This window comes from Altererythrobacter chaiwopuensis (genome assembly GCF_054957755.1).
The window spans coordinates 68,921-91,726 of record NZ_JBTXJG010000001.1 but is presented as its reverse complement, the minus strand read 5'-3'; the positions used below and the strand labels follow the sequence as shown (position 1 = coordinate 91,726).

Below are 22,806 nucleotides of genomic sequence, written 5' to 3'. Positions count from 1 at the left end.
TGCCGTTCATTGCAACGCCCCTTAGGCGCGAATTGGCGCTAGGCAAAGCCTTGTCATCCATCAGGGCTGGCGGCAGGAGAGGAGCATGCGGATTATCTTCAGTCGCAAGGGGTTTGACAGCGCGGCGGGTGGCGGGCCTTCGCCGGTCATCGCGGGCAGGCCCGTCAGCCTGCCGATCCCGGCAGGTGCGGCCTCGCGCACCACCTATGGCGCGCTTGGATTGGGGGAGCATGCCGCGCGGGCGAGCAAGGGCAGACTGGGAGAGGGGGATCTATGTCACCACGATCCGATGTTTCTGGCAGATGGCACCTGCGCCTTTGGCCAGTGCGGCGCAGCGCAAACCCACCTTGAGCGGCAGGGGGTAGAGGCGGGGGACGTGTTCCTGTTCTTCGGCCTGTTCCGCGACCAAGCGGGCGGCGAACCGCATCACCGCATTTTCGGTTACCTCGAAGTGGACGATATTGTGCCGTTGGCGGATGGCGCCCCGCAGGGACTGGTCGAGCTTGGCCATCCGCACGCACTGGCGATGCATCACCGCAACGATTGCATCTATCGCGGGCCGGGGCAGGTGGCGGCGCGTGCGAGTGAGACTCTGCGGCTGAGCGTGCCGGGCGGTCCTGTCACGCTTTGGCGGCGCCCGGACTGGCTGAGGCGCGGGGAATTGACCTATCACGATCGAGCGGACCGATGGTTGCGCGGCGGCAGGCTGCGCAGTGTGGCTCGCGGGCAGGAATTCGTCGCCGATATCGGGCGGCGGCAGCCACCGCGCGATTGGCTGGCAGGGATTCTGGACGAGATCAGAGCGTCTTGATGATCGCCGAGAAATCCAGCCCGCCGTTTTGCTCCGCGAACGCCTCGTAGAGCTCCTGCGCATGCTTGCCCAGCGGGGTGGAGGCGCCGGAAGCCTGCGCCGCTTCCATCGCCAGCTTCAGATCCTTGAGCATCAGCGCCGTGGCGAAGCCGCCCTGGTAATCATTATCGCTGGGGCTTTGCGGCCCGACGCCGGGAACCGGGCAATAGCTGGTCATCGACCAGCACTGGCCACTGGAGACGCTGGAAATGTCAAAGAAGGTCTGCGGATCGAGCCCCAGCTTCTGCGCCATTTCGAACGCTTCGCAAGTGCCGATCATGTGGATCGCCAGCAGCATGTTGTTGCAGATCTTGGCGGCCTGGCCATTGCCCGCATCGCCCGCGTGGATCACCGCCTTGCCCATCGCGCTAAGGATCGGTTCTGCCCGTTTGAAGGCGCTTTCTGTGCCGCCAACCATGAAGGTTAGCGTGCCTGCATTGGCCGCTGCAATCCCGCCCGAAACCGGGGCATCGACCATGTCATAACCCGCTGATTCAGCTTGTGAAACGACCTCGCGCGCGGTGGCGACGTCGATGGTCGAACTGTCGAGCAGAACGGCACCCTTGGGCGCCTTGCCGATCACGTCGCTGGTATAGACCGATTTCACGATTGCACCATTGGGCAGCATCGAAACCACGGCCTCCGCGCCCTCGCACGCCTCGGCAGCACTGGTGAAAGTCGCGCAGCCATGCTCGCGCGCGGCAGCCAGCGCCGCTTCGGAAAGATCGAAGGCGCGCACCTCGTGCCCGGCCTTGACGAGGTTCGCGGCCATCCCGCCGCCCATATTGCCGAGGCCGATGAATGCGATCTTCATTGCGCTTAATCCTTGAGATTGGTGCCGAGCATCACGGCAGCGGTATCACCGCTATGCTTCCAGGCAAGAAAGGTGAGGTAAGGCAGCAAGAAGCCGGCGCCGCCCAGGAAAGCCACGGCTGCCAGAATCATCCCTGCGGGGGAGAAACCGTTGCGCCACGCCGTCCAGCTGGCGGCCAGGAACAGCATCAACATGAAATCCAAGTTGAATTGTCCCTGCCAGGTCCATTCGGAAATGGCACCGAAAAAATGGGGGAACAGGTTCAGCCCCTGATCGGCAGCGACGTAACCAGTATAGAAGGCCAACGCGCCCCAAAGCACCATGAGAAGAAGGTAAAACGGCTTCATGCTAACGTCCCTTCCATTGGCCATCGCGCTTTTCGATGAAGGCGGCCATGCCTTCCGCCTTGTCCTCACTCGCCGTGAGGATCTGGAAGATGCGGCGCTCGATGATGATCCCCTGGTCGAGCGTCATCTCGAAGGCCGAATTGACCATCTCCTTGTTGGCGATCGCGGCCATCGGCGGCATCGCGGCAATCTGCGCGGCGGTTTTGAGCGCCTCGGCGATCAATTCCTCATGCGGCACCACCCGCGCCACAAGATTGCTGCGTTCAGCCTCTTCCGCGCCCATCATCCGGCCCGTCAGGCACATTTCCATCGCTTTCGACTTGCCCACCGCGCGGGTCAGCCGCTGCGATCCGCCCATTCCGGGGGCCACGCCCAGCTTGATCTCCGGCTGGCCGAACTTCGCCTTGTCGGACGCGAAGATGAAGTCTGCCATCATCGCCAGTTCGCACCCGCCGCCCAGCGCAAAGCCGTTCACCGCCGCGATCCACGGCTTGCGCGTCTTCTTCACGATCTCGCTGGTCCAGGGCGAAAAGAAATCGTCGAGGTAGAAATCGGCGGCCGGTTTGTCGGCCATTTCCTTGATGTCGGCACCTGCGGCAAAGGCCTTGTCGCCGCTGCCGGTCAGCACCGCGCACAGCTGGCTGCCATCGGCCTGATAGGCGGCAAAGGCCGCGATCAGCTCGGCCAGAACCTGCGAATTGAGCGCGTTCAGCGCCTGCGGGCGGTTCAGCGTGATCAGCGTCACGCCCCGGTTGCCCTGGGCATCGGTCTCGACGGTGATGGTTTCGTAAGTCAAGGTTCTCTCCTAATTCGTCATCGCGAGGAGCCGCATGCTGCGCGGCGATCCAGATAGCGTAGAAGCTGGATTGCGTCGCTACGCTCGCAATGACGAGTGCCTAACTTGATAATGGCACCCACTCCTCGCCCTCGGGCAGCGGGGCAAATATCGCGCCGAGCAGCTCTTCGGTCACGCCTTCGGGGGTTGCCGGATCCCATTTGGGATCATTGGTCTTGTCGGTGATCACCGCGCGCACGCCTTCGGCAAAATCGGGGCGTACCAGCACGCGGCTGGCGATGCGGTATTCCATCCGCATATTGTCCGCGAAATCCTCCAGCTTTGCGCTGGTGGCAAGCTGGCGCAGCGCCACCTTGCAGGTCTGGGGGCTTTTGGTGGATAGCGTCGCCAGCTCTTTCGCGGCCCATTCGCCGTTATCGGCCTCGAGGCTGGCGAGGATGTCTTCATAGCGGTCAGAGGCGAAATGCTTGCGGATCGCGCTGTAATTGTTCTCTATCCGCGCTTCAGGCGGCGATGCCGAAAGCGCTGAAAGCACACCTCCCGGCTCATGGCCGGCGGCGATGCGCGCTTTCGCTTCCTCAAGCCGTTCCGATGGCAAATAATGCGTGGCAAGCCCCGCCCACAGGCATTCGGCACCGTCGAGCCGCGCGCCGGTGAGTGCGAGGAATTGCCCGAGCCGCCCTTGCAGGCGCGAGAGATACCAACCGCCCCCCACATCGGGGAAGAGACCGATCCCCGTTTCGGGCATGGCAAGGCGCGTATTCTCGGTCGCGACGCGATATTTCGCGGGCTGCGAAATGCCCACGCCGCCGCCCATGGTTACGCCGTCCATGAAGGCCACCACCGGCTTGCCATAGGTAAACAGCTGGTGGTTGAGCTGGTATTCGTCGTGGAAGAACTTGCGGCCCGACACGCCGCCGTCATTCAGCGCCGAATTGCGCAGAAAGGCGATGTCACCGCCTGCGCAGAAGCCGCGCCCGTCGGCGTGATCGATGATCACGACCTTCACCGCATCGTCCGACGTCCATTGCGTGAGCGCCGCGCTCATCGCATGGCACATCTCCAGCGTCAGCGCCTGCAGCGCCTTGGGCCGGTTGAGCGACAGCCTGCCTGCCGCACCCTCGGTCGAAATCAGCACATCATCAGTCATTGTTTCGTCCCTGCAGGTTCGATCAGGTCCCAGCGATTTCCGTACAGGTCTTCGAACACCGCGACTGTACCATAGGGTTCATGTCGCGGCTCTTCTGCAAAGGTCACTCCGCTTTCCAGCATTCTGCGGTGGGTCCCGGCGAAGTCAGCGGTGTAAAGGAAGAAGCCGACGCGGCCCCCGGTCTGGTTGCCGATCGCGGAAGCTTGCTGATCGTTGGCCGCCTTGGCCAGCAGCAGGCGCATCCCGCCATTGCCTTCGACCTCTACCCACCGTTTCGTGGCGCTTTCGACCTGGTCCACCCGCAACCGGAAACCGAGCTTGCCGACGAAGAAGTCTATGGCTTCGTCATAATCTGGCACCACCAGCGTGATCATCTCAAGCCTCGGAATCATCATTGCCTCAGCAAATCCCTTCCCACGATCATCCGCATCACCTGATTGGTGCCTTCGAGGATCGAATGCACGCGCAGATCACGCCAGAAGCGTTCGATCGGGTAATCCTTGAGATAACCGTAGCCGCCGAACAGCTGGAGCGCGTTGTTGACGACATTCGAACCGCTATCGGTTGCGAGTCGTTTGGCCATGGCGGAAAAGCGGCTCTTGTCCGGGGCATTGGCGGTGACCTTGCAGGCTGCGAGATAGAGCAGCGCGCGCGCCGCCTCCAGCTCGGTCGCCATGTCCGCCAGCATGAACTGGGTGTTCTGGAAATCTGCGATCGGCTGGCCGAACTGCTGGCGCTCCTTGGTGTATTTGATCGCCTCGTCGAGACAGCGCTGCGCCCCGCCCAGTGAACAGGCCCCGATATTGAGCCTGCCTCCATCGAGCCCGGCCATGGCAAAACCGAAGCCTTCACCTTCACCGCCGACCCGGTTCGCGGCGGGCACGCGCGCATCCTCGAAGATCAGCTGCGCGGTCGGCGAAGCGTTCCAGCCCAGCTTCTTCTCCGGCGCGCCGAAGGAAACGCCCGGAGTATCCTTTTCGACTACAAGGCAGGAAATGCCCTTTGATTTGTGTTCGCTGGTGCGCACCATCACGACATAAATGTCATTATAGCCGCTGCCCGAAATGAACTGCTTGGTGCCATTGAGAACGTAGTGATCGCCATCCAGCCGGGCGGTGGTCTTGAGCGCAGCCGCATCCGATCCCGATCCCGGTTCGGTCAGGGCATAGCTGGCGATATGCTCCATGGTCACCAGTCTCGGCAGGAATCTGGCCTTCACCTCATCGCCGCCGAAACGGTCGATCATCCAGGCCGACATATTGTGGATCGAGATGAAGGCGCTGGTCGCGGGGCAGCCATAGGCCATCGCCTCCATGATCAGCGCGGCTTCAAGCCGGCCCAGGCCGATTCCGCCCGATTCCTCGGACACATAAATCGCGCCAAAGCCGAGTTCGGCGGTCTGCTTGATCACATCCTTGGGGAAGTGGTGCTTTTCATCCCATTCCCCCGCGAATGGGGTGATATTGTCAGCAGTGAAGCGGTGCGCCATCTCCTGGATCGCGAGCTGGTCATCGCTAAGCTGGAATTGTCCTGACATGTGCTATCCCTTCGCCCACTTCAGCCGCAGCTGATCCGCTCGATCACATAGTTGTCGTCATAGGACACGGTCAATCGATCGGGGCGATAGTCCATCGTAACCGCTGTGCGCGGCGGGACCCAGCGCAAGGTGCGGGCACCGGAAAGTTCCAGCAGGATCGCGCCAGACCTTTCCGAAGCCTTGTGGCCGATATGCTCTTGCAGCACGGAAGCGTCGCAGATCTTCTCAACCGGCTTGTGCATGGGCGGTGCAGGTTCGGCGGCCTGCGGCGCCGCGCAGGCGGTGACGGTCAGGGCGAATGCCGGGAGCAGGGCTGTGCGCATCATCATCAACCCATCGTTGGAATGATGAAGGCGTTGCTACCATCGCCGCCCCCATCGGGCCAGCGCTGGGTGACCTTCTTGGTCTTGGTCCAGAAGCGGAGGCCTTCCATGCCATACTGGTCGATGTCGCCAAAGCCGGAGCGCTTCCACCCGCCGAAGCTGTGATAGGCGACCGGCACCGGGATCGGCACATTGATGCCCACCATCCCCACATTGACGCGGCTGGCGAACTCGCGCGCGGCATGGCCGTTGCGGGTGAAGATCGCCACGCCATTGCCGTACTGGTGCTCGCTCGGCAGGCGCAGGGCGTGTTCGAAGTCATTGGCCCGCACGATCTGGAGCACCGGGCCGAAGATCTCTTCCTGGTAACTCTTCATCTGCGGGGTGACGCGGTCAATCAGCGTGGGGCCGATGAAGAAGCCCTGCTCGTGGCCCTGAAGGCTGAAGCCGCGCCCGTCGATCACGATCTCGCCGCCTTCTTCCTCGGCAGTGGTGATCCATTGCTCGACCCGCGCCTTGTGCTCGGGCGTTACGACCGGGCCATAATGCGCATCGGGATCGTTCGACACGCCGATGCGCAAGGCATTGATCGCCGGGATCAGCTTTTCGCGCAGCCTGTTGGCGGTGTCCTCGCCCACCGGCACCACCACCGGCAGTGCCATGCAGCGCTCACCCGCAGAACCGAAGGCCGCGCCCGCCAGATCGTTCACCACCTGGTCGAGATCGGCGTCAGGCATCACGATGCCGTGGTTCTTGGCCCCGCCAAAGGCCTGCACCCGCTTGGCGTTGGCGGTCCCGCGCGAGTAGATGTACTGCGCGATGTCAGAGGAGCCGACGAAGCTGATCGCGGCAATATCGGGATGGTCGAGGATGGCATCGACCATTTCCTTGTCGCCATGGACAACCTGCAGCAGCCCCTCGGGCGCGCCCGCCTCCACGAACAGTTCGGCCAGCCGCACCGGCACGCTGGGGTCACGCTCGCTAGGCTTGAGGATGAAGGCATTGCCCGCCGCAATCGCCATGCCGAACATCCACATCGGGATCATCGCGGGGAAGTTGAACGGGGTGATACCTGCGCCGATACCAAGCGGCTGGCGCATTGAATAGACATCGATGCCGGGGCCGGCACCCTGCGTATATTCGCCCTTGAGCGCGTGCGGGATGCCGCAGGCGAACTCGATCACTTCGAGCCCGCGCTGGATATCGCCATGCGCATCCTCGATCACCTTGCCGTGCTCGCTCGACAGCAGTTCGGCCAGCGCCTGTTTGTTGGTTTCGACCAGCCGCTTGAACTCGAACATCACCCGCGCGCGGCGCTGCGGATTGGTGGCGGCCCATTCCGGCTGCACCTTGCGCGCGGTGGCCATCGCCTTTTCAAGCAGGGCCGCATCGCCCAGTGCCACTTCGGCCTGGATCTCACCGGTTGAGGGGTTCCACACCTGGTGCTTGCGGGTTGGGGCGGGGCTGTCGCCAACTATGAAATGGTCGATCTGACGCATGATATTCCTGACTCTCCTTCGCGCTGCCCACATGGCGCGCGGGGACGCCCATGGCAAGGGTATCAGGCAGTCTTGCCCGTTCTTGCCCTTTCATAGGAGCCGCCATAGGAGCCGCCATAGGCGAATGCGATTGACCCGCCACTGCCGATTGTGCCAATGGCCTCGCCCTGCCGCAGCGCAGCTCGCGGGTGTAGCTCAATGGTAGAGCAGCAGCTTCCCAAGCTGACGACGAGGGTTCGATTCCCTTCACCCGCTCCACGCAAACAGGCGGCGTGGCTTGGGCGCCCGGTTCACACCCCTTCGGTTATGATATGGCGTGCATCAGCGCGCTGTGCGGGTTTCGGACTTGGCCACGTCAATGAGAAACCGGGCCGTCTGGTCGATGGCTTCGCTCGAGCCAAGCAACCGGTTGTGCCCGAATCCGCTGGTCCGCAGCGTGCGGCAGCCCGGCCAGACCCGGCGAATTCGTTCGGCATCTCCGGCGTCGACCATCGTGTCGTCATGATCATAGATCGCAAGCAGGCGCGAACCGGGTTCGCCCCGCCACGCCAGCCCGGCTTCCAGCGCCTCCCACTCGGCATCGAACTGCCGGGCGAGCATGGGTTTGACGAGGTCCACCGCCTGTTCGCTTGCGCCCATCTGGCGAAAGCGGTTGAGCGGAACATAAGGCACGAAAGGCGCCGCCAGGGCGACGTATGCCTGCGCCGAGATCCCGTGGGTGCGGCGCGCCGACATGATTGCCAGTGCCGCAGCGGAATGCGCGACCCAGGCGAAAGGCATGGTGCCAAGGTGATCTGCCAGCGCGCGCGCATCAAGCATGAACCGATCGAATCCCATCGGCGCGGGGGCCGAGGAACCGTGGTTGCCCGCATCGATGACGATGGCCTCGAAGCCGAAGTCGACCAGGGCGTTGGCCATACGCAGGAACTGGGTTCCCTGGCCGCCCCAGCCGTGCACCAGCACCACCACCGGCCCCTCGCCGGCGCCAAACCGCCATGCTGCGAGCGATTCCCGCGGCCCGAAGCGAAAGCCCTCGGCCCGGGCCAGAGTTGCTGCGTCAGCCTCGCGCAGGGGCAGGACAATCGGGGGCTGGTTGGACATTGCGTGGAAGAATTCTTCCGCTTGCGCCTGAAGCCCGGCTGCCGCTGAAAGCTGATCCATTGCTCAATCCTCGAAGGAATCCGGAGCTGCCTGCGACCCGAAGAGCATGGCGGCGGCCTTCAAGTGGCAGCTCCGGACCAGTTCAGGCACTTGCCATCAATCGTTCACGTGCGGCTGTATCAACTGCCGCGACCACTCCGGCGCGCAGGCGCTGCTTGGTCGAGGCATGGGCCGCCATGTCGATCTGCTGCAATTGCCCGGTGACTTGCTCGGCCGCATTATCGAGCATCGCCGGATCGACCAGGACATCGAGGAAGCCGGCCTCCAGCGCTTCTGCGGGCAGCAGCATCTGCCCCAGCGCAGCCGTGCGGTGCAGCCAGGAAGGCAGCAGGCGATGCCGCGCCAGCTCGAGTGCAAAATCGGGCACGGCAATGCCGATCGCCACTTCGTTCATGCCGATCCGGTAGTCTCCCTGTGTTCCGATTCGGACGTCGGAAGCAAGCAGCAGGAATGCCCCCATTGGGTAGGCATGGCCCTGGCACAAGGCCACAACGGGGAAGGGATGCTGAAGCAGGGCGAGGATTGCCTTGACCCCCGCTTCCAGCAGCTTGCGGCTGGCTTCGACATCCCGGCTGGCCAGCGGCTTGACGTCGAAACCGGCGGAAAAGACCTTTTCCCGTCCGGAGCGCAGCACGATCATGGCCTTGTCGGCCCGTGCCTGGCCAACCGCCGCGCAGAACTGATCGAGCAGGTCGGCAGTCATCACGTTGACCTTGCCATCATCTATCGTGATGGTCGCCTGCCCGTCCCGGTAATCATATGTCACTGTGTCTGTCATTGCCGATTTTCCCTGGTCGCTTGCCGCCGATCTGCACAAATGATATAGACCAGTCAATATATTTTTACAGAGCGGGTTTGTGGATGGCGCTGGCTTGACCGCGTAGCCGCTCTCGCGCAGGGCATGGTTCAATCGGGGGGTAGGAGAGCGTATGGCAGGCAAGGCAAAACATCGGCAGCCGATCATCGATGCGGCGGTTCGCCTGTTCCGGCAGCAAGGTTATGCCGCGACCGGGCTTAACGAGCTGGTCGAGCAGAGCGGATCGCCGAAAGGCTCGATGTATCACTATTTTCCTGAGGGGAAGCCGTCGATCGCCGTGGCTGCAGTGGAAGAGGCAGGGCGCCGGGTGGTCGACACGCTTGCGGCGCTGGCCGAAAAGTCCGCTTCTACTGGCGAGCTTGTGCGTGGCCACGCCAGTTTGCTGGCCGGCTGGATGGAGAAATCCGGCTTCAGGGATGGCTGCCCGATGACGACAGTGCTGCTCGAACTGGCCCCGGACAATGCCGAGGTTGCGGAAGCCGGCCGCCGCGCTTTCGCTGCGCGCCGGGAAGTGATCGCTGCAAAGCTGCGCGCCGATGGCTTTTCCGCCGAAGATGCAGAGCGGCTGGCGATGCTATGCACCAACGCCATTCAGGGCAGCCTGGTCCAGGCGCGGGTGGAACGCAGCCGCCGTCCGGTTGAGCAGACCGCCGAATTGCTGGCGGCGCTCCTTGAGGCGGCGATGCGCCAGTAAATACGAGGAATTCCACGAATTTCCTCGGATCTTGTCTTCGCCGGAGAAGTGCCGCCGGGTAGCACGGCGGATGTCTTTGACCACCCGCTAAGCACTCGCTCAGCACTGGCTTTGGGTTTTGAGGAGTTGGCTCTCATCTTCGTTCCTTCGTCACTAGGGCGAGAGCCAACTCCTCCTTCAATCACAACCTCGATCTGGTGTCATAGGTGCTGACGGGGGACACCATTAGCCAGACAGGTGAAGCGCCCGTCATGATCATCGAAATGTCCGCGAGAACTTGATCCCGAATTCGCTCGCATCGTTGCTCAGGATATTGAGGACATATGGCCCCACATCCAGTGCCGCCTGGGTATAACGTTCATCGGTGATGTTCTTGCCATAGGCAGAGATCGACCAATCGGCATCTGTTGGTTCATAGGTGATATTGAAGCCCAGCAGATCGCGGCTTTCGATGAATGCCGTGGCTGCATTGTTGGGCTGGCCCTCCATGCTGCTGCGATATGAGTAATCGACCCGCGTGGTGACCGTGCCACCCGGCAGGTCAAACCCAACCTGCGGGCCGATGGCAATGGTCCATTTCGGCGTCAGCGCAGCGCGATTGCCGTTTGCAATGCTGCTTCCGGGTTCGACGTTTTCAAACTCTGAATCGATGTAGCCAACCGATGTATTGAGAGAGAAATTCCCATACCTGATGTTCCCTTCCCACTCTACGCCCACTGACCGCAGATCACCTGCATCGTCCGTCACCGTGATAAAGCCGTCGGGCCCAATCGTGCTGACCTGAGCAGGAAAAGAGCTGTACTCGGTATAGAAACCTGAAAGCGACATTTGCAGCCAGGAGAATGGTTCACCCTTGATGCCAGCTTCATAGTTGGTTGCTGTTACCGGATCGGTGGCAAAGAATGTAGCGGCGCCGCCGAACGGTCGCGCCGGAAATTGCCCGGACTGATAGCCGCGCGCAATCGTTCCGTAGATGTTGAGATCGTCTGCCAGTGCGTAGGTGGCAGAACCCTCCCATGTCACCTCGTTGAAGTCCGCCGAGCCCCCGAATTCCGGCGCAAAGCCCAGGTCTGCGGTCGCTTCCTTGCTGTCATCGGTATAGCGAATGCCGCCGGAAATGCGCAAATCATCGGTCACTTGAACCCCGATATTGCCAAAGACAGCATAGCTTCGCGTTTCCTGGGTCTGTTCAAAAAGTCCGCCACCAAAGCTGTTGAACGTTGTCGGCTGCTGGAAATTGAACCCTTCCTCGTCGAAATAGTAGAAACCACCGACGTAGTCGAAGATGCCGGATCGCCCGCTTAGCTGGAGCTCGAACGAATATTGCTCAGCCTCGCCGACTTCGGGAAACGAGAGAAAATCCAGTTCGGCGCCGTCATCATCGAGGCCGCCCTCATATTCGGAATGTCGATAGCTGCCGATCAGCTTCAGATCGAGATTATCGGCCAGCGCATATTCGATAATGCCGCTGAACCCGTAGGCGGAATTTGTCGCCTGCGCCAGATCGGCCTGCCCCGAATTTGAATCGAACGGGTCTTCGGCTTGGCTGGTAACCGGGTCCAACCCGCCCGCACAGGCGAGAGCAAACGGGCCGAAAAGATCGGCAATGTCTTCCGCCGTGCAACCACCAGGCGGGACTTTGATCGTAGTGGTGAACGGGCTTTGGCCGTTCTTTCCGTCATTTCCGTCTGCTGTAAGCCTGATCGACAGCCGGTCACTGGGGGTCCATTTCAGCGCCACGCGGCCTGAAATATCCTGCAGTTCGCCAACCCGCGCTTCCGGATTTGGAATGTTGAGGAAATCACCAATTCCATTGCGCTTGTCGATCCCGAAACTGACGGAAACTGCCAGCGTGTCGGTCAGTCTTGTGTTGGCATAGGCGTCACCAGCCAATCGGCCACGTGTGCCGGCTTGCAAATTGATCGTCGCAAGTTCCTCATCTCCAGGCTGCTGTGTGATTATGTTGATTGCACCGCCAATCGAGTTGCGGCCAAACAGAGTGCCTTGCGGACCGCGCAAGACTTCCAACCGCTCGATGTTGGACAAGCTCAGGTTCTGGCCGATCTGACGGCCGAGATATACGCCGTCCACATACACGCCCACTGTCGGGTCGATCACGATCAGGTGATCCTGGAAACCGATCCCGCGGATGCTGGGGAACTGCGAACTCGGGTTACCGGCCCCGAAATTTGTGACCGTCAGATTGGGAACATATTTGCCAATATCGATGATATTGTCGGCGTTGCGCTGCTCAAGGGCTTCCGGACCAAAAACCGTTACCGCAACAGGCGCCTCATAGACATTCTGCTCGATACGTTTTGCGGTCACGATAATTGTGTCGAAATTGCCTGATGCGGCTTCGTCGGCATCGACCGGTGCCTCTTGGGCCAAAAGGCCACTTGGAATAGCACCCAAAGCAAGGGCTGCCGTTGTTCCGGCCAACCAGGTACGGAATTTCACTTTATTTTTCATGCAATAATCCTCCATTCGCCAAAGGCGCCCATTCTCTTGACCAATGCTGATTGCGACCAGCTGGCAATGTAACGTCGAGTGACTGGCGAGACATTCACCGCATACGGCTATAACCATTCGCGAAGCGCTTCATAGGGTGTTTTCTTTTGAAGGCTCCGTGTGGTCCTGGAGGTTGAAGCAAGTTCTCCCAGGAAATACGGGGAAATACGGGAAATACGGGAAATACGGGGACAGTATACGTAATTGACCTGCGTCGCACATATGGCTAGCCGTGAGGCATGACATGTAGTTCTCGCATCGTTGCCCCGAGACTTCACACAATGGAACGAGTGCCGGATTTAGGTGTACTGTCCCCGGAATTCCCGTGTCACGCTTGCTGGCTATAAATTGAGCTGCGAGTAGGTCATATGCAAAAACTTATTAAGAACCTGTATCTTCTTACTATATTAATTATATGCTCAGGCATTATATACTTGCTCATTGCATTTGAGTTTCGAGACGCAGTGAGATATTCAACGCCAATATTTTTGACTGGTGCCCTCATTAATATGTTAAGATTCAAATATTTTGGAAGCATTAAGAAGTAATCAAGATTGCATTTGGACTTAGATTGAGAATACCGTTATTCCGGGGACATTTTACTTGATTACGGCGGCGGTGCGCTGCGCCATGGATCGCCGCGTCGTCTGCGGCTCCTCGCAATGATGACGCGGGGGGTGGTCGTTACTTCGGCGGCATGCGGATCGCCCCATCGAGCCGGAACTGGTGCCCGTTGATATAGCTGTTGCGCGCAATCTCCAGGATCAGCGAAGCGAATTCCTCTGGATGGCCGAGCCGCTTGGGGAAGGGTACGCTGGCATTGAGCTGCGCCCACATCGCCGGATTGCGGTCCTTCATCCCCAGCATCAGCGGCGTGGCGAAGATGCCGGGCATGACAGAATTCACGCGGATGCCGATATCCATCAAATCGCGCGCCATCGGCAGCACCAGCCCGTTCACGCCCGATTTGCAACTGCCGTAGATCACCTGGCCGATCTGCCCGTCCTGCGCGGCGACACTGGCGGTCAGCGTGATGCAGCCGCGCTCGCCATCCTCGCTCAGCGGCTCGGCATTGGCCATGCCCAGCGCTGAGATGCTGGCGATCCGATAGCTGGCGACCAGAATGCCCTGCGCGCCGAATTCGTAATCCTCGGTCGGCAGGCGCTTGTAGCCGCCCTTTTCCTTGTCCCAGGCCAGCGTCTTGCCGCGGCGGCTGGCCATGGCGCAGTGCACCGTCACGCGTTCCTGCCCGTTGGCCGCGCGCGCGGCGGCAAAGCCATCCTCGGCCGATTGCTCGTCCATGATGTCGACATGGTGGAATGTGCCGCCAATGGCCCTGGCGTGGGCTTCGCCTTCCGCGTCATTGATATCGAAGATAGCGACTTTCAACCCGGCATCCGCCAGCGCCTGCGCGCTCGCCCGGCCCAGGCCCGACGCCCCGCCTGTCACCACCGCTGCCATACCTGCTTCGAGTTTCATTGCCTGCTCCTGCCGATTTCCGTGCCAGGCGGCATACTAAGCCGCCATGCGAACCATATCGCCTGCCCAATTGGTGAATGGCAAGGGCAATGGCGGCAGGTGCACAGCACTGCTAGGCGAAGGCCATGGTGCTGGCACTGATCATGCTGATGGCAAGTTTCGCCGCTGCGCTTGGCGGGCGGGCGCAGTTGACCCTTGCGCACATGGCGATCGGGCTGGGGCGAAGCGGCGGGCTGTTGCTCGCAGGCCTGGCAACAGCTGCTCTCACGGCAATCGCCATGGCCGCTGCGGGGGCATGGCTGGGAGGCCAGGCCTGCGCTGGCTCGCAACTGCTGCTGGTATGCGGGGCGCTGGTGCTGGCTGCGGCCGACCTCGCCTGGCCGGTGCGGATTGCCGCTCCCGCAGAGCCGACGCGCTCGCTGGGTGCGATCACGCTGGTGCTGGCGGGACGCCAGCTGTTCGATGCGCCGCGCTGGCTCGCATTAGCCGGAGGGGCTGCCATCGCGGCGGGCGCTCCGGCGGGCACTCCGGCGGCATGGGGCGCGGCAATCGGTGCGGGAATGGCCATGCTGCTCGGCTGGCTTGTGCCCGCGCGCGTCAGCGAAGCGGCGACACTGCGCGCGCTGCGCTGGGCAATGGGAACCGGCTGCCTGCTGGCTGCGCTATTGATCGCAATGATGCTCTGAGATTGGATCAAGTAATTCACCGCATACGAATTTCATGCCCCGGGGCCGTTTCCGCACTGGTCGGGAGCGGCCCTTTTGCTACAAGCGCCGCATGGCTGATGTGACGATTGTGGAAGGTGCCGATACGGGCGCGATTGCCGACTGGCTCGATGCACGGATTGCCGGGGCAATGGCGGCGACCGAAGGCCCGGTAGCGATCACCGTGCCGGGCGGTTCGACCCCGTTTCCGATCATGGAGCAGCTCGTCACACGCGATCTTGACTGGTCGCGGCTGGTGGTGTGGCCGGGTGATGACCGGATCGTGCCGGAAGAACATGCAGCGTCGAACACCGGCAAGATCCGCGCGCTGTTCGAGCCGGTTGGTGCCAGCGTTGCGAGTTTGTCAGAAGATGCGGCGCCACCGCATTTCGCGCTCGCCTGGCTCGGCATGGGGGGCGACGGGCACATTGCCTCGCTGTTCCCCAATACCGATCCCAAAGTTGACGATCCGCAAGCGGTGCGCCGCCTTACGCCCGATCCGCTGCCGCCCGAGGCGCCGTTTGACCGGATCACTCTGACCATCCCTGCGCTGCTGCGCGCGGATGCGATCCTGTTCACGCTTGGCGGCTCGGCTGACAAGCGCGCGGTGTTCGATGCCGCGCTGGCCGGTGCGCATGATCTGCCGGTCGCGCGGCTTCTGGGCGCGGCAAGCCAGGATGTCACATGCTTCACCTGATCATCCGCCTGATACCCGCGCCGTTGCACCGGGCGATCCTGCCGGTTGCCTACCGGCTGCGGCACCGCTGGCGGCGCTGGCGCAAGGCGCCGATCGTGGGCTGCAATGTGATCGTGACCGACCTGCAAGGCTCGATCCTCCTGCTCAGGCACAGCTATGGGCCCGATCATTGGTGCCTTCCCGGCGGCGGCGTGGGCCGCGGCGAGGATCCACTTGCTGCCGCGCAGCGCGAACTGCGCGAGGAACTGGGGTTGGATCTGGCGCGTGCTCGGTCGCTGGGTTCGATCGAAGGTGAGATTTCCGCTTCGCCGCATAGGATGCATCTGTTTGCCGCGACGATTGACCGCCATCCGAAGCCGGATTTGCGCGAAGTGGTGGAAGCGCGCTTCTTCCCGGGCCATTCGCTGCCGATGCCGCTTGGTGCAGGGACTCGCCGCGCGCTCGAGCATTGGCGCGCCGAGCGTGGCAGCCAAAGCAGCTAGAGCAGCGAAAGCTGGGCTTCGTCGCGCGTGCGATCCTGCCCGGCCTCGTCGCCCTCAAGCTTCGACAGTGTCAGCCCCATCAGCCGGATCGGCATCGGCAGCGGCAGCAGCTCATCGAGCAGAGCCCGCGAAATCCGCGCGAATTCGGCCTTGTCTGCAACTGGATGGTCGACCGTCCTGGCCCGCGTCACGTTCTGGAAGTCGGTGTATTTCATTTTCAGCGTGACGGTGCGGCCCTTGGCCTCAGTCTTTTCGATGCTGTCCCACACAATCTCGATGATATTGTCGAGCGTTTCGCGCAGCGCGGGGCCGGAGGAGATGTCTTCGCTGAAAGTACGCTCACCGCCCACAGACTTGCGGATGCGGTGGGCACGCACCGGGCGAAGGTCGATCCCGCGCGCGGCACGATAAAGATAATCCGCCTGGCTGCCGAAATGCTGGCGCAGGAAGGCGATGTCCCTCGCCGCCAGGTCCGCACCCGTCACGATGCCCAGCTTCGCCATTTTTTCTGCGCCCTTGGGCCCAACCCCGTGGAAGCGCCGCACTGGCAATCCGGCGACGAAATCCGCCCCTTCGCCGGGCCGGATCACGCACATTCCGTCGGGCTTGTTCTGATCGCTGGCGAGCTTGGCGAGGAACTTGTTGTAGCTCACGCCCGCGCTGGCGGTGAGCCTTGTCCTGGCCTTGATCTCTTGCCGGATCAGCTGCGCAATGCGGGTGGCAGAGCCAATGCCGAGCAGATCGTCGGTGACGTCGAGATAGGCCTCGTCCAGGCTGAGCGGCTCCACATGCGGTGTGTAATGCTCGAAGATCCTGCGGATCGTGCGGCTTGCTTCCTTATAGGCATCGAAGCGGTGGCGCACGAAGATGAGGTCAGGGCAGAGGCGTTTCGCAGTGACTGAAGGCATGGCGCTGCGCACGCCGAATTCACGCGCTTCATAGCTGGCGGCGGCGACCACGCCGCGCCCGCCCGCGCCGCCCACGGCAACGGGCTTGCCGCGCAGTTCAGGATTGTCGCGCTGCTCCACGCTGGCGAAGAAGGCATCCATGTCGACATGGATGATCTTCCGCAGGCCCATGGAATCATTGGGGCCTTCCGCGCCATCGCCATCGCCATCTTCGCTGCCGTGATCCGCCATCGCAGCATCTTACGCGCAGGCGCGATGCAGCGAAAGCACGCCCGCGCCGAAACCCGCGCAGGATCAAAAAGCGGCTTTCCTTATTGGCGGTCAGCGCGCAAGAACAGGGACATGTCCTCTCCGGCGTCCCAATCCTCTCGCCCCTTCGGTGAGCGCGAACTTATCGTGCTGATGGCTTCGTTGATGAGCCTGCAGGCCTTCGGCATCGATTCGATGCTGCCGGCGCTGGGCCTGATGGCGGATGATCTGGGTGCAAACGGGAATGACCGGCAATATGTCATCAGCGCCTATTTCCTGGGGGCGGGGATCGGCGCCTTCTTCCCCGGCGCCTTTGCCGATCGCTTCGGGCGGCGACCAGTGCTGTTCGTCGGCATCATCGCCTATGTCGGCCTGTCGCTCGCCTGTTCGATCGTGCAGGACTTCGAGACCCTGTTGGCGCTGCGGCTGGTGCAGGGGATCGCCTGCGCAGGCCTTAGCGTAGTGCCCACCGCGATCGTGCGCGACCGGGTGGGGGGTGACCGCATGGCGAGCATGATGAGCCTGATCATCATGATCTTTCTGGCGGTGCCGGTTTTTGCCCCGGCGATCGGTCAGTTGATCCTGATGTTCTTCGATTGGCGCGCGATCTTCGATGCCATGGCGGTGATGGGCACGATCGTAGGCATCTGGGTATGGCTGCGCCTGCCCGAATCGCTGTCTGAAGATAATGTGCAGCAGATCGATCCGGTCACGATCCTGAAGAACATGGGCCAGGCACTGTCGAACCGCATCTCGGTGGGATATGTGGTTGGCAGCGCGCTGGTGTTCGGATCGCTGTTCGGCTTCCTCAATTCCAGCCAGCAGCTGATCGCGGAAAGCTTTGGCGCAGGCGACTATTTCGCGCTGATCTTCGGCGCCTCGATCATCGGCATGGTAATCGCCAGTTTCACCAATTCGCGCATTGTCGAGAGATTCGGAGCAAGGCGGGTGAGCCACGCCGCGCTGATCGGCTTCCTGGTGGCCAGCATTCTGCAAATGATTTCCGCCGGGCGCGGCGGGCAGACGCTGTGGGAATTCGTGCCGCTGCTGGCGCTCAACATGACCATGCTGGGTTTTGTCGGCGCCAATTTCAGCTCGATTGCGATGCAACCGTTCCAGCATATTGCCGGCGCGGCATCCTCGGCGCAAACCAGCCTGCGGATGGTAACCGGTGCCGTGCTGGGCGCGGCAATCGGCCAGGCTTATGACGGCACGGCGTTTCCGCTGGGCGTGGCGATGACGCTGTGCGCGCTGATCGCTCTGGTGCTGGTGCTCTATAGCGAACGGGGCAAGCTGTTCCGCCGCCCCAACCAGGCGCGGCGCTATATGGAATTGCACGATATTCTGCGGCATTAGGGTAGGGAGCCACTCCTATCACCCCTTCCCTTGAGGGAAGGGGCGGGGGATGGGTGTTCCACGCCAGCGAATGCCGAACCCCCACCCCAACCCCTCCCCAAGGGGAGGGGAGTTAACGGGCCTGCTATCAAATCGTGTCAATCACTGCCTAACTTGCGCCAAGCCAGCTGCGCGAATTCGCACAGCAGCGGGCGGGTATCGCGCGGGTCGATGATATCCTCGACATTGAAGCGCTCGGCGCTGCGGAAAGGGCTGGTCACCTTGTCCAGCCGCGCGCGGATTTCCGCCAGCGTTGCCGCCGGGTCTTCGCTTGCTTCGATCTCGGACTTGTAGGCAACCTCCAGCCCGCCCGCGATCGGTAGCGAACCCCAATCGCCTGAGGGCCAGCAATAACGATACTGGAACTTCTCCGCATTGCTCATTGCGCTGCCCGCGATGCCATAGGCGCGGCGCAGCACGACGGATGCGAGCGGGACGCTGGCCTTGTAGATCGCGTTCATCGCATTGACGCCGTAGCGGATCGTGCCCGCCATTTCCGCCTCGCGCCCGATCATGAAGCCGGGGTTGTCCACCAGGTGGACAACCGGCAATCGGAACTGGTCAGCCAGCTTGACGAAGCGCTCGACCTTTTCCGATGTCTTGGCCTCCCAACTGCCGCCAAGGAAGCTGGGATCGCTCGCCACCACCGCCACCGGCCAGCCGTCGAGCCGCGCAAGCGCGGTGATCGCGGCGCGGCCCCACATCTTGCCGATCTCGAACACGGTGCCGGTGTCGAACACCATGTCCAGGCAGCGGCGCATCGAATAGACCTGTTTGGGATCGCGCGGCACCAGGCTCAGCAGCGCTTCCTCGCGGCGGTGGACCGGATCGGTGCAGTTCGATCGGCGCGCGAGCTGGCCGACATGCTCGGGCATGAAGCTGAGGAAATGCCGCGCGCGGGCGAAGGCCTCGGCCTCCGATGCCACCTCGTCATCGACCACGCCGTTGCGGGTGTGGATGTCGCTACCGCCAAGCTCTTCCTTGGCCTGCTGGTGGTCGGCTGCGCCCCTGTAGCTTTCGCCCAGGCCGTCGACCACGGCGGGCCCGGCGGCGAAGATCTGGCTGAGGCCGCGCACCATGATCGAATAATGGCTGGCAACGGTGCGCGCTGCGCCGAGCCCTGCGGTTGGGCCAAGTGCCAGCGCCACCACCGGCACGGTGTCGAGGTTCTGCACCACATCGCCCCAGCCGGGCACGGCGGGGATATAGGTTGCGCCAATCTGCTCCAGCGTCTTGACCGAGCCGCCGCCGCCAGTGCCGTCGATCATGCGGATGAGCGGCAGGCGCAGCTCGTGCGCCATCTTTTCCGCCTGCACCATCTTGCGGCTGATCCCGGCATCGGCTGCGCCGCCGCGAATGGTGAAATCGTCCGCAGTGGCGACAACCGGGCGGCCATTGATCATGGCTCTGCCGAACAGGAACGGGGCGGGGGTGACGCCGGTGAGCTCGCCATTCTCGTCATAATGGCCGTGCCCGGCGATCTTGCCGATTTCGCGGAAGGAGCCTTCGTCGCACAGCGCCGCCAGCCGCGCGCGGGCGTCCATCTTGCCCCGGCCATGCTGCCGCGCGAGCTTTTCCGGCCCGCCCATTTCCTCGGCGAGCGCTTCCCGGCGGCGCAGTTCTTCGAGTTCTTTTGCCCAGGTCATAAATCCTCCCCCACCTCGTCATTGCGAGGCGACGTAGTCGCCGCGGCAATCCAGAGCGTATCGCGAACCGCTCTGGATTGGTTGGCCTCTGGCCTACTGCGTATCCGCTTACGCTCGCAATGACGAAAATAGGTGTCGGCATCTTCTCCCCTCCCGTAGGGGAGGGGCCGGGGGTGGGGGTTCGGCATTCACGGGCGTTGCACACCCATCCCCCAGCCCCTTCCCTCCAGGGAAGGGGGGTTAGGCTTCGCCATCCTCCACCGGCATCACCTGGCACAGCAGCGCCTCAACCTGCACTTGCGCGCCGGGGTTCACCGTCAGCCCCTCGATCACCCCGTCAAACGGCGCGGTGAGCGCGTGCTCCATCTTCATCGCCTCGAGCACCATAAGCCGCTGCCCGGCGGTGACGGCCTGGCCCTCGGTGACATCGACCGCGATGACCTTGCCCGGCATAGGGGCGAGGATGTCGCCATCGTGCGCGTGGTGGTTTCCATCTCCCTCTTCGCGCGCAACAGTAAACAGGCGAGTGACGCCGTTTTCGCCAACTGCATAGCCAAAAGGAGTAGCTTCGACCCATAGGCTATCGTCAATCGACTGGTCAGCAAACTCGACGTCATACTCCTGTGCGCCGTCGCTTAGTCGGAGCCAAACTGGCTCAGCGTCACGATTCAGACGAAAGCCGACATTCGACCAAGGCCCTGCGTCGGTCTCCAGATAGGTTTCACGAATGGTGCTTGCTCGTCCGCCCAGCGCATGATCGACCGCCATGTGTGCAACCGACTGCAAGACCTTTTGCGATGCTTCGGATTCCGGAATGAATTTCTCGATACGATTGCCGATCAGCCCCGTATCCATTGATCCGTCCTCAAAGACCTTGTCGTTGAGAAGGCGATTTAGAAATCCGGCGTTCGACTTTACGGGCCAACATTTTGTGCCGCCTGTTGTAACCCGTAGGGCATCGATGGCGAACTCGCGGTCCCTTGCATGCACGATGAGCTTGGCAATCATTGGATCGTAAAACGGAGAAACTGAATCGCCTTCCTCCACACCGGTGTCGACGCGCGTGGTAAAAGTTCGACTGAGACCAAGAGGTAATTTGAGATAAGCCAACCGCCCCGTGCTCGGCAAAAACCCCTTGGCCGGATCCTCGGCATAGAGCCGAGCCTCAATCGCGTGGCCGTTGATCGATAGCTCATCCTGCCGCTTCGGCAGCGGCTCGCCGCTGGCAACGCGCAGCTGCCACTCGACCAGATCGACGCCGGTGATCTCCTCGGTGACGGGGTGCTCGACCTGAAGGCGGGTGTTCATCTCCATGAAGAAGATGCGGTCGGCGCGCAGGCCCTCTGAAGCATCGGCGATGAATTCCACCGTGCCTGCGCCCTCGTAATCGACCGCCTTGGCCGCGCGCACGGCGGCGGCGCAGATCGCTTCGCGGGTGGCCGCGTCCATGCCGGGGGCGGGAGCTTCCTCGATCACCTTCTGGTGGCGGCGCTGGAGCGAGCAATCGCGTTCGAACAGGTGGACGACATTGCCGTGGGCATCGCCGAACACCTGCACCTCGATATGGCGGGGCGAGGTGATCCACTTTTCCAGCAGCACCTCGTCATTGCCGAAGCTCGCCTTGGCCTCACGGCGGCAGCTTTCGAGCGCGGCTTCGAAGTCCGCTGCGGCATCGACCTTGCGCATCCCCTTGCCGCCGCCGCCCGCGACCGCCTTGATCAGCACGGGATATCCGATCGCCTCGGCTTCCTTGGTCAGGCGCTCCACCGATTGATCCGCGCCGTCATAGCCCGGCGTCACCGGCACGCCCGCGGCGCGCATCAACTGCTTGGCCGCGTCCTTCAGGCCCATGGCGCGGATGCTGGCAGGCTTGGGGCCGACCCAGATCAGCCCTGCGTCGATCACCGCCTGCGCGAAGTCGGCATTCTCGCTCAGGAAGCCATAGCCCGGATGCACCGCATCCGCCCCGGTCTGCTGCGCAGCGGCGATGTTCTTCGCGCCGACCAGATAGCTCTCCGCAGCGGGCGAGGGGCCGATATGCACGGCCTCGTCCGCCTGGCGCACGTGCAGCGCCTTGGCATCGGCATCCGAATAGACCGCCACTGTGGCGATCCCCATGGCGCGCGCGGTGCGGATGATGCGGCAGGCAATCTCGCCGCGATTGGCAATGAGGAGCTTGGTGATCATGGGTAGAACTCCCAATGCGAATTCACCTCGGCAACCAGCGCGTCACACCGCTCCGGCGGTTCCATGCTGAAGCTGGTGTTGGCGACCTTCCAGCCGTCTGCTGTCTTGATCATGCTCAGCGAGTTAAATCCGCAATGGTTAAGCTTGTCCTCGACCTCGAAGTAATACGGGCCCCACACCTGTGCCATGTCACCATCGACCATCACAGTCTCGATGTGCATGATCTCGTCGACATCGGCAGGTGATTTCGCCCAGCGCGCGAGGTGATCGGTAACCGGCACGACATCGACGCGGGGCTGGTCGGGCTTTATGCGGTTGTGGATGAAGATCACGCCGTCAGGCAGCATGTGCTGCGCGAGCGCGGTCTTGTCGTCGCTTCGCAGCGCATCGAAGAAGCCGTGGGCGGCGTTCATCACTTCGATCTGTTCATTGGTCGGTGAACGGGCAGCAAGCGGCGCAGCGACAAGCGCGAGCAGCGCTGCGGCGGTTTTCAGGGGTGCTCTCATGCCAATGAGCGCTAGCCTATAAATTTCGTCATTGCGAGCGGTAGCGAAGCAATC

Annotated in this window: 22 protein-coding genes and 1 tRNA gene; 7 read left to right on the top strand and 16 right to left on the bottom strand. The window is 62.3% G+C overall.

Annotation, left to right across the window (positions count from 1 at the left end; genetic code table 11):
• The first annotated feature begins 85 nt into the window (after positions 1–85).
• Positions 86–811, top strand: a complete 726-nt coding sequence (locus ACX2DJ_RS00505) for an Nmad3 family putative nucleotide modification protein (RefSeq protein ID WP_462570375.1) — start codon at positions 86–88, stop codon at positions 809–811.
• On the opposite strand, the gene mmsB is transcribed toward ACX2DJ_RS00505, so the two are convergent.
• The 8 genes from mmsB to ACX2DJ_RS00465 all read right to left on the bottom strand — a co-directional run bounded on the left by mmsB (position 798) and on the right by ACX2DJ_RS00465 (position 7,316).
• Positions 798–1,664 carry a 3-hydroxyisobutyrate dehydrogenase gene (gene mmsB / locus ACX2DJ_RS00500; RefSeq protein ID WP_462570374.1) on the bottom strand — a complete coding sequence of 289 codons (867 nt, stop codon included), beginning with the start codon at positions 1,662–1,664 and terminating at the stop codon, positions 798–800. The genes ACX2DJ_RS00505 and mmsB overlap by 14 nt on opposite strands.
• Positions 1,665–1,669: 5 nt before the next feature.
• Entirely contained in the window at positions 1,670–2,011 is a 342-nt protein-coding gene (locus tag ACX2DJ_RS00495; RefSeq protein WP_462570372.1) for a hypothetical protein, read from the bottom strand.
• Position 2,012: 1 nt separating this feature from the next.
• Entirely contained in the window at positions 2,013–2,807 is a 795-nt protein-coding gene (locus ACX2DJ_RS00490) for an enoyl-CoA hydratase-related protein (RefSeq protein ID WP_462570371.1), read from the bottom strand.
• Between the two features lie 100 nt (positions 2,808–2,907).
• On the bottom strand, positions 2,908–3,957 hold the full coding sequence (locus ACX2DJ_RS00485) for an enoyl-CoA hydratase/isomerase family protein (RefSeq protein WP_462570370.1): 1,050 nt from the start codon (positions 3,955–3,957) through the stop codon (positions 2,908–2,910).
• Positions 3,954–4,352 carry a VOC family protein gene (locus ACX2DJ_RS00480; RefSeq protein ID WP_462570369.1) on the bottom strand — a complete coding sequence of 133 codons (399 nt, stop codon included), beginning with the start codon at positions 4,350–4,352 and terminating at the stop codon, positions 3,954–3,956. Before ACX2DJ_RS00480 ends, ACX2DJ_RS00485 begins: the two co-directional genes overlap by 4 nt.
• Positions 4,349–5,494 carry an acyl-CoA dehydrogenase family protein gene (locus ACX2DJ_RS00475; protein ID WP_462570368.1) on the bottom strand — a complete coding sequence of 382 codons (1,146 nt, stop codon included), beginning with the start codon at positions 5,492–5,494 and terminating at the stop codon, positions 4,349–4,351. The genes ACX2DJ_RS00480 and ACX2DJ_RS00475 overlap by 4 nt, the downstream gene beginning before the upstream one ends.
• 20 nt (positions 5,495–5,514) lie before the next feature.
• On the bottom strand, positions 5,515–5,823 hold the full coding sequence (locus tag ACX2DJ_RS00470) for an I78 family peptidase inhibitor (RefSeq protein ID WP_462570366.1): 309 nt from the start codon (positions 5,821–5,823) through the stop codon (positions 5,515–5,517).
• Positions 5,823–7,316 (bottom strand): CoA-acylating methylmalonate-semialdehyde dehydrogenase, encoded by a 1,494-nt coding sequence (locus ACX2DJ_RS00465; RefSeq protein WP_462570365.1) that lies wholly within the window; start codon positions 7,314–7,316, stop codon positions 5,823–5,825. Before ACX2DJ_RS00465 ends, ACX2DJ_RS00470 begins: the two co-directional genes overlap by 1 nt.
• 184 nt (positions 7,317–7,500) lie before the next feature.
• Here ACX2DJ_RS00465 and ACX2DJ_RS00460 point away from each other — a divergent pair.
• Positions 7,501–7,574, top strand: a tRNA-Gly gene (locus tag ACX2DJ_RS00460).
• Positions 7,575–7,637: 63 nt separating this feature from the next.
• On the opposite strand, the gene ACX2DJ_RS00455 is transcribed toward ACX2DJ_RS00460, so the two are convergent.
• Positions 7,638–8,477: an alpha/beta fold hydrolase gene (locus tag ACX2DJ_RS00455; protein ID WP_462570364.1), complete on the bottom strand. Its 840-nt coding sequence runs from the start codon at positions 8,475–8,477 to the stop codon at positions 7,638–7,640.
• An 82-nt stretch (positions 8,478–8,559) separates the two neighbouring features.
• Positions 8,560–9,255, bottom strand: a complete 696-nt coding sequence (locus tag ACX2DJ_RS00450; RefSeq protein ID WP_462570363.1) for a crotonase/enoyl-CoA hydratase family protein — start codon at positions 9,253–9,255, stop codon at positions 8,560–8,562.
• Positions 9,256–9,406: 151 nt separating this feature from the next.
• Between ACX2DJ_RS00450 and ACX2DJ_RS00445 the strand changes: the two genes are divergently transcribed.
• Positions 9,407–9,988, top strand: coding sequence for a TetR/AcrR family transcriptional regulator (locus tag ACX2DJ_RS00445; protein ID WP_462570362.1), 582 nt, complete (start codon positions 9,407–9,409; stop codon positions 9,986–9,988).
• 255 nt (positions 9,989–10,243) lie between these two features.
• Here ACX2DJ_RS00445 and ACX2DJ_RS00440 read toward each other — a convergent pair whose 3' ends face one another.
• Together ACX2DJ_RS00440 and ACX2DJ_RS00435 are read right to left on the bottom strand one after the other, a co-directional pair.
• On the bottom strand, positions 10,244–12,460 hold the full coding sequence (locus tag ACX2DJ_RS00440) for a TonB-dependent receptor (protein WP_462570361.1): 2,217 nt from the start codon (positions 12,458–12,460) through the stop codon (positions 10,244–10,246).
• Positions 12,461–13,183: 723 nt separating this feature from the next.
• Positions 13,184–13,978, bottom strand: coding sequence for an SDR family oxidoreductase (locus ACX2DJ_RS00435; RefSeq protein ID WP_462570360.1), 795 nt, complete (start codon positions 13,976–13,978; stop codon positions 13,184–13,186).
• 125 nt (positions 13,979–14,103) lie between these two features.
• Here ACX2DJ_RS00435 and ACX2DJ_RS00430 point away from each other — a divergent pair, with 125 nt between their 5' ends.
• The 3 genes from ACX2DJ_RS00430 (at position 14,104) to ACX2DJ_RS00420 (ending at position 15,861) form a co-directional block, all read left to right on the top strand.
• The gene (locus ACX2DJ_RS00430) at positions 14,104–14,664 is read left to right on the top strand and encodes a TMEM165/GDT1 family protein (RefSeq protein ID WP_462570359.1); all 561 of its coding nucleotides are present in this window, start codon (positions 14,104–14,106) and stop codon (positions 14,662–14,664) included.
• Between the two features lie 91 nt (positions 14,665–14,755).
• Entirely contained in the window at positions 14,756–15,379 is a 624-nt protein-coding gene (locus ACX2DJ_RS00425) for a 6-phosphogluconolactonase (protein ID WP_462570357.1), read from the top strand.
• Complete coding sequence (locus ACX2DJ_RS00420) at positions 15,367–15,861, top strand: NUDIX hydrolase (RefSeq protein WP_462570356.1); 495 nt, start codon at positions 15,367–15,369, stop codon at positions 15,859–15,861. Before ACX2DJ_RS00425 ends, ACX2DJ_RS00420 begins: the two co-directional genes overlap by 13 nt.
• On the opposite strand, the gene dinB is transcribed toward ACX2DJ_RS00420, so the two are convergent.
• A complete protein-coding gene (gene dinB, locus ACX2DJ_RS00415; protein ID WP_462570355.1) occupies positions 15,858–17,000 on the bottom strand; it encodes a DNA polymerase IV in 1,143 nt (380 codons plus the stop codon). The genes ACX2DJ_RS00420 and dinB overlap by 4 nt on opposite strands.
• 111 nt (positions 17,001–17,111) lie before the next feature.
• On the opposite strand from dinB, the gene ACX2DJ_RS00410 reads away from it, so the two are divergent.
• Positions 17,112–18,374: a multidrug effflux MFS transporter gene (locus ACX2DJ_RS00410; RefSeq protein WP_462570354.1), complete on the top strand. Its 1,263-nt coding sequence runs from the start codon at positions 17,112–17,114 to the stop codon at positions 18,372–18,374.
• Positions 18,375–18,511: 137 nt separating this feature from the next.
• Here the strand turns inward: ACX2DJ_RS00410 and ACX2DJ_RS00405 are convergent, their stop codons facing one another.
• The 3 genes from ACX2DJ_RS00405 to ACX2DJ_RS00395 form a co-directional block, all read right to left on the bottom strand.
• Positions 18,512–20,059: an acyl-CoA carboxylase subunit beta gene (locus ACX2DJ_RS00405; RefSeq protein WP_462570353.1), complete on the bottom strand. Its 1,548-nt coding sequence runs from the start codon at positions 20,057–20,059 to the stop codon at positions 18,512–18,514.
• A gap of 240 nt (positions 20,060–20,299) precedes the next feature.
• Entirely contained in the window at positions 20,300–22,246 is a 1,947-nt protein-coding gene (locus ACX2DJ_RS00400) for an acetyl/propionyl/methylcrotonyl-CoA carboxylase subunit alpha (RefSeq protein ID WP_462570352.1), read from the bottom strand.
• Positions 22,243–22,752 carry a nuclear transport factor 2 family protein gene (locus tag ACX2DJ_RS00395; protein ID WP_462570351.1) on the bottom strand — a complete coding sequence of 170 codons (510 nt, stop codon included), beginning with the start codon at positions 22,750–22,752 and terminating at the stop codon, positions 22,243–22,245. Before ACX2DJ_RS00395 ends, ACX2DJ_RS00400 begins: the two co-directional genes overlap by 4 nt.
• Between the last annotated feature and the right edge of the window lie 54 nt (positions 22,753–22,806).

What these genes read in the sequence shown, in the direction of transcription:
- ACX2DJ_RS00505 (WP_462570375.1), top strand. Translation starts at nt 86, where the DNA reads ATGCGGATTATCTTCAGTCGCAAGGGGTTTGACAGCGCGGCGGGTGGC.
- mmsB (WP_462570374.1), bottom strand. Translation starts at nt 1,664, where the DNA reads ATGAAGATCGCATTCATCGGCCTCGGCAATATGGGCGGCGGGATGGCC.
- ACX2DJ_RS00495 (WP_462570372.1), bottom strand. Translation starts at nt 2,011, where the DNA reads ATGAAGCCGTTTTACCTTCTTCTCATGGTGCTTTGGGGCGCGTTGGCC.
- ACX2DJ_RS00485 (WP_462570370.1), bottom strand. Translation starts at nt 3,957, where the DNA reads ATGACTGATGATGTGCTGATTTCGACCGAGGGTGCGGCAGGCAGGCTG.
- ACX2DJ_RS00480 (WP_462570369.1), bottom strand. Translation starts at nt 4,352, where the DNA reads ATGATGATTCCGAGGCTTGAGATGATCACGCTGGTGGTGCCAGATTAT.
- ACX2DJ_RS00475 (WP_462570368.1), bottom strand. Translation starts at nt 5,494, where the DNA reads ATGTCAGGACAATTCCAGCTTAGCGATGACCAGCTCGCGATCCAGGAG.
- ACX2DJ_RS00470 (WP_462570366.1), bottom strand. Translation starts at nt 5,823, where the DNA reads ATGATGATGCGCACAGCCCTGCTCCCGGCATTCGCCCTGACCGTCACC.
- ACX2DJ_RS00465 (WP_462570365.1), bottom strand. Translation starts at nt 7,316, where the DNA reads ATGCGTCAGATCGACCATTTCATAGTTGGCGACAGCCCCGCCCCAACC.
- ACX2DJ_RS00455 (WP_462570364.1), bottom strand. Translation starts at nt 8,477, where the DNA reads ATGGATCAGCTTTCAGCGGCAGCCGGGCTTCAGGCGCAAGCGGAAGAA.
- ACX2DJ_RS00450 (WP_462570363.1), bottom strand. Translation starts at nt 9,255, where the DNA reads ATGACAGACACAGTGACATATGATTACCGGGACGGGCAGGCGACCATC.
- ACX2DJ_RS00445 (WP_462570362.1), top strand. Translation starts at nt 9,407, where the DNA reads ATGGCAGGCAAGGCAAAACATCGGCAGCCGATCATCGATGCGGCGGTT.
- ACX2DJ_RS00440 (WP_462570361.1), bottom strand. Translation starts at nt 12,460, where the DNA reads ATGAAAAATAAAGTGAAATTCCGTACCTGGTTGGCCGGAACAACGGCA.
- ACX2DJ_RS00435 (WP_462570360.1), bottom strand. Translation starts at nt 13,978, where the DNA reads ATGAAACTCGAAGCAGGTATGGCAGCGGTGGTGACAGGCGGGGCGTCG.
- ACX2DJ_RS00430 (WP_462570359.1), top strand. Translation starts at nt 14,104, where the DNA reads ATGGTGCTGGCACTGATCATGCTGATGGCAAGTTTCGCCGCTGCGCTT.
- ACX2DJ_RS00425 (WP_462570357.1), top strand. Translation starts at nt 14,756, where the DNA reads ATGGCTGATGTGACGATTGTGGAAGGTGCCGATACGGGCGCGATTGCC.
- ACX2DJ_RS00420 (WP_462570356.1), top strand. Translation starts at nt 15,367, where the DNA reads ATGCTTCACCTGATCATCCGCCTGATACCCGCGCCGTTGCACCGGGCG.
- dinB (WP_462570355.1), bottom strand. Translation starts at nt 17,000, where the DNA reads ATGGCGGATCACGGCAGCGAAGATGGCGATGGCGATGGCGCGGAAGGC.
- ACX2DJ_RS00410 (WP_462570354.1), top strand. Translation starts at nt 17,112, where the DNA reads ATGTCCTCTCCGGCGTCCCAATCCTCTCGCCCCTTCGGTGAGCGCGAA.
- ACX2DJ_RS00405 (WP_462570353.1), bottom strand. Translation starts at nt 20,059, where the DNA reads ATGACCTGGGCAAAAGAACTCGAAGAACTGCGCCGCCGGGAAGCGCTC.
- ACX2DJ_RS00400 (WP_462570352.1), bottom strand. Translation starts at nt 22,246, where the DNA reads ATGATCACCAAGCTCCTCATTGCCAATCGCGGCGAGATTGCCTGCCGC.
- ACX2DJ_RS00395 (WP_462570351.1), bottom strand. Translation starts at nt 22,752, where the DNA reads ATGAGAGCACCCCTGAAAACCGCCGCAGCGCTGCTCGCGCTTGTCGCT.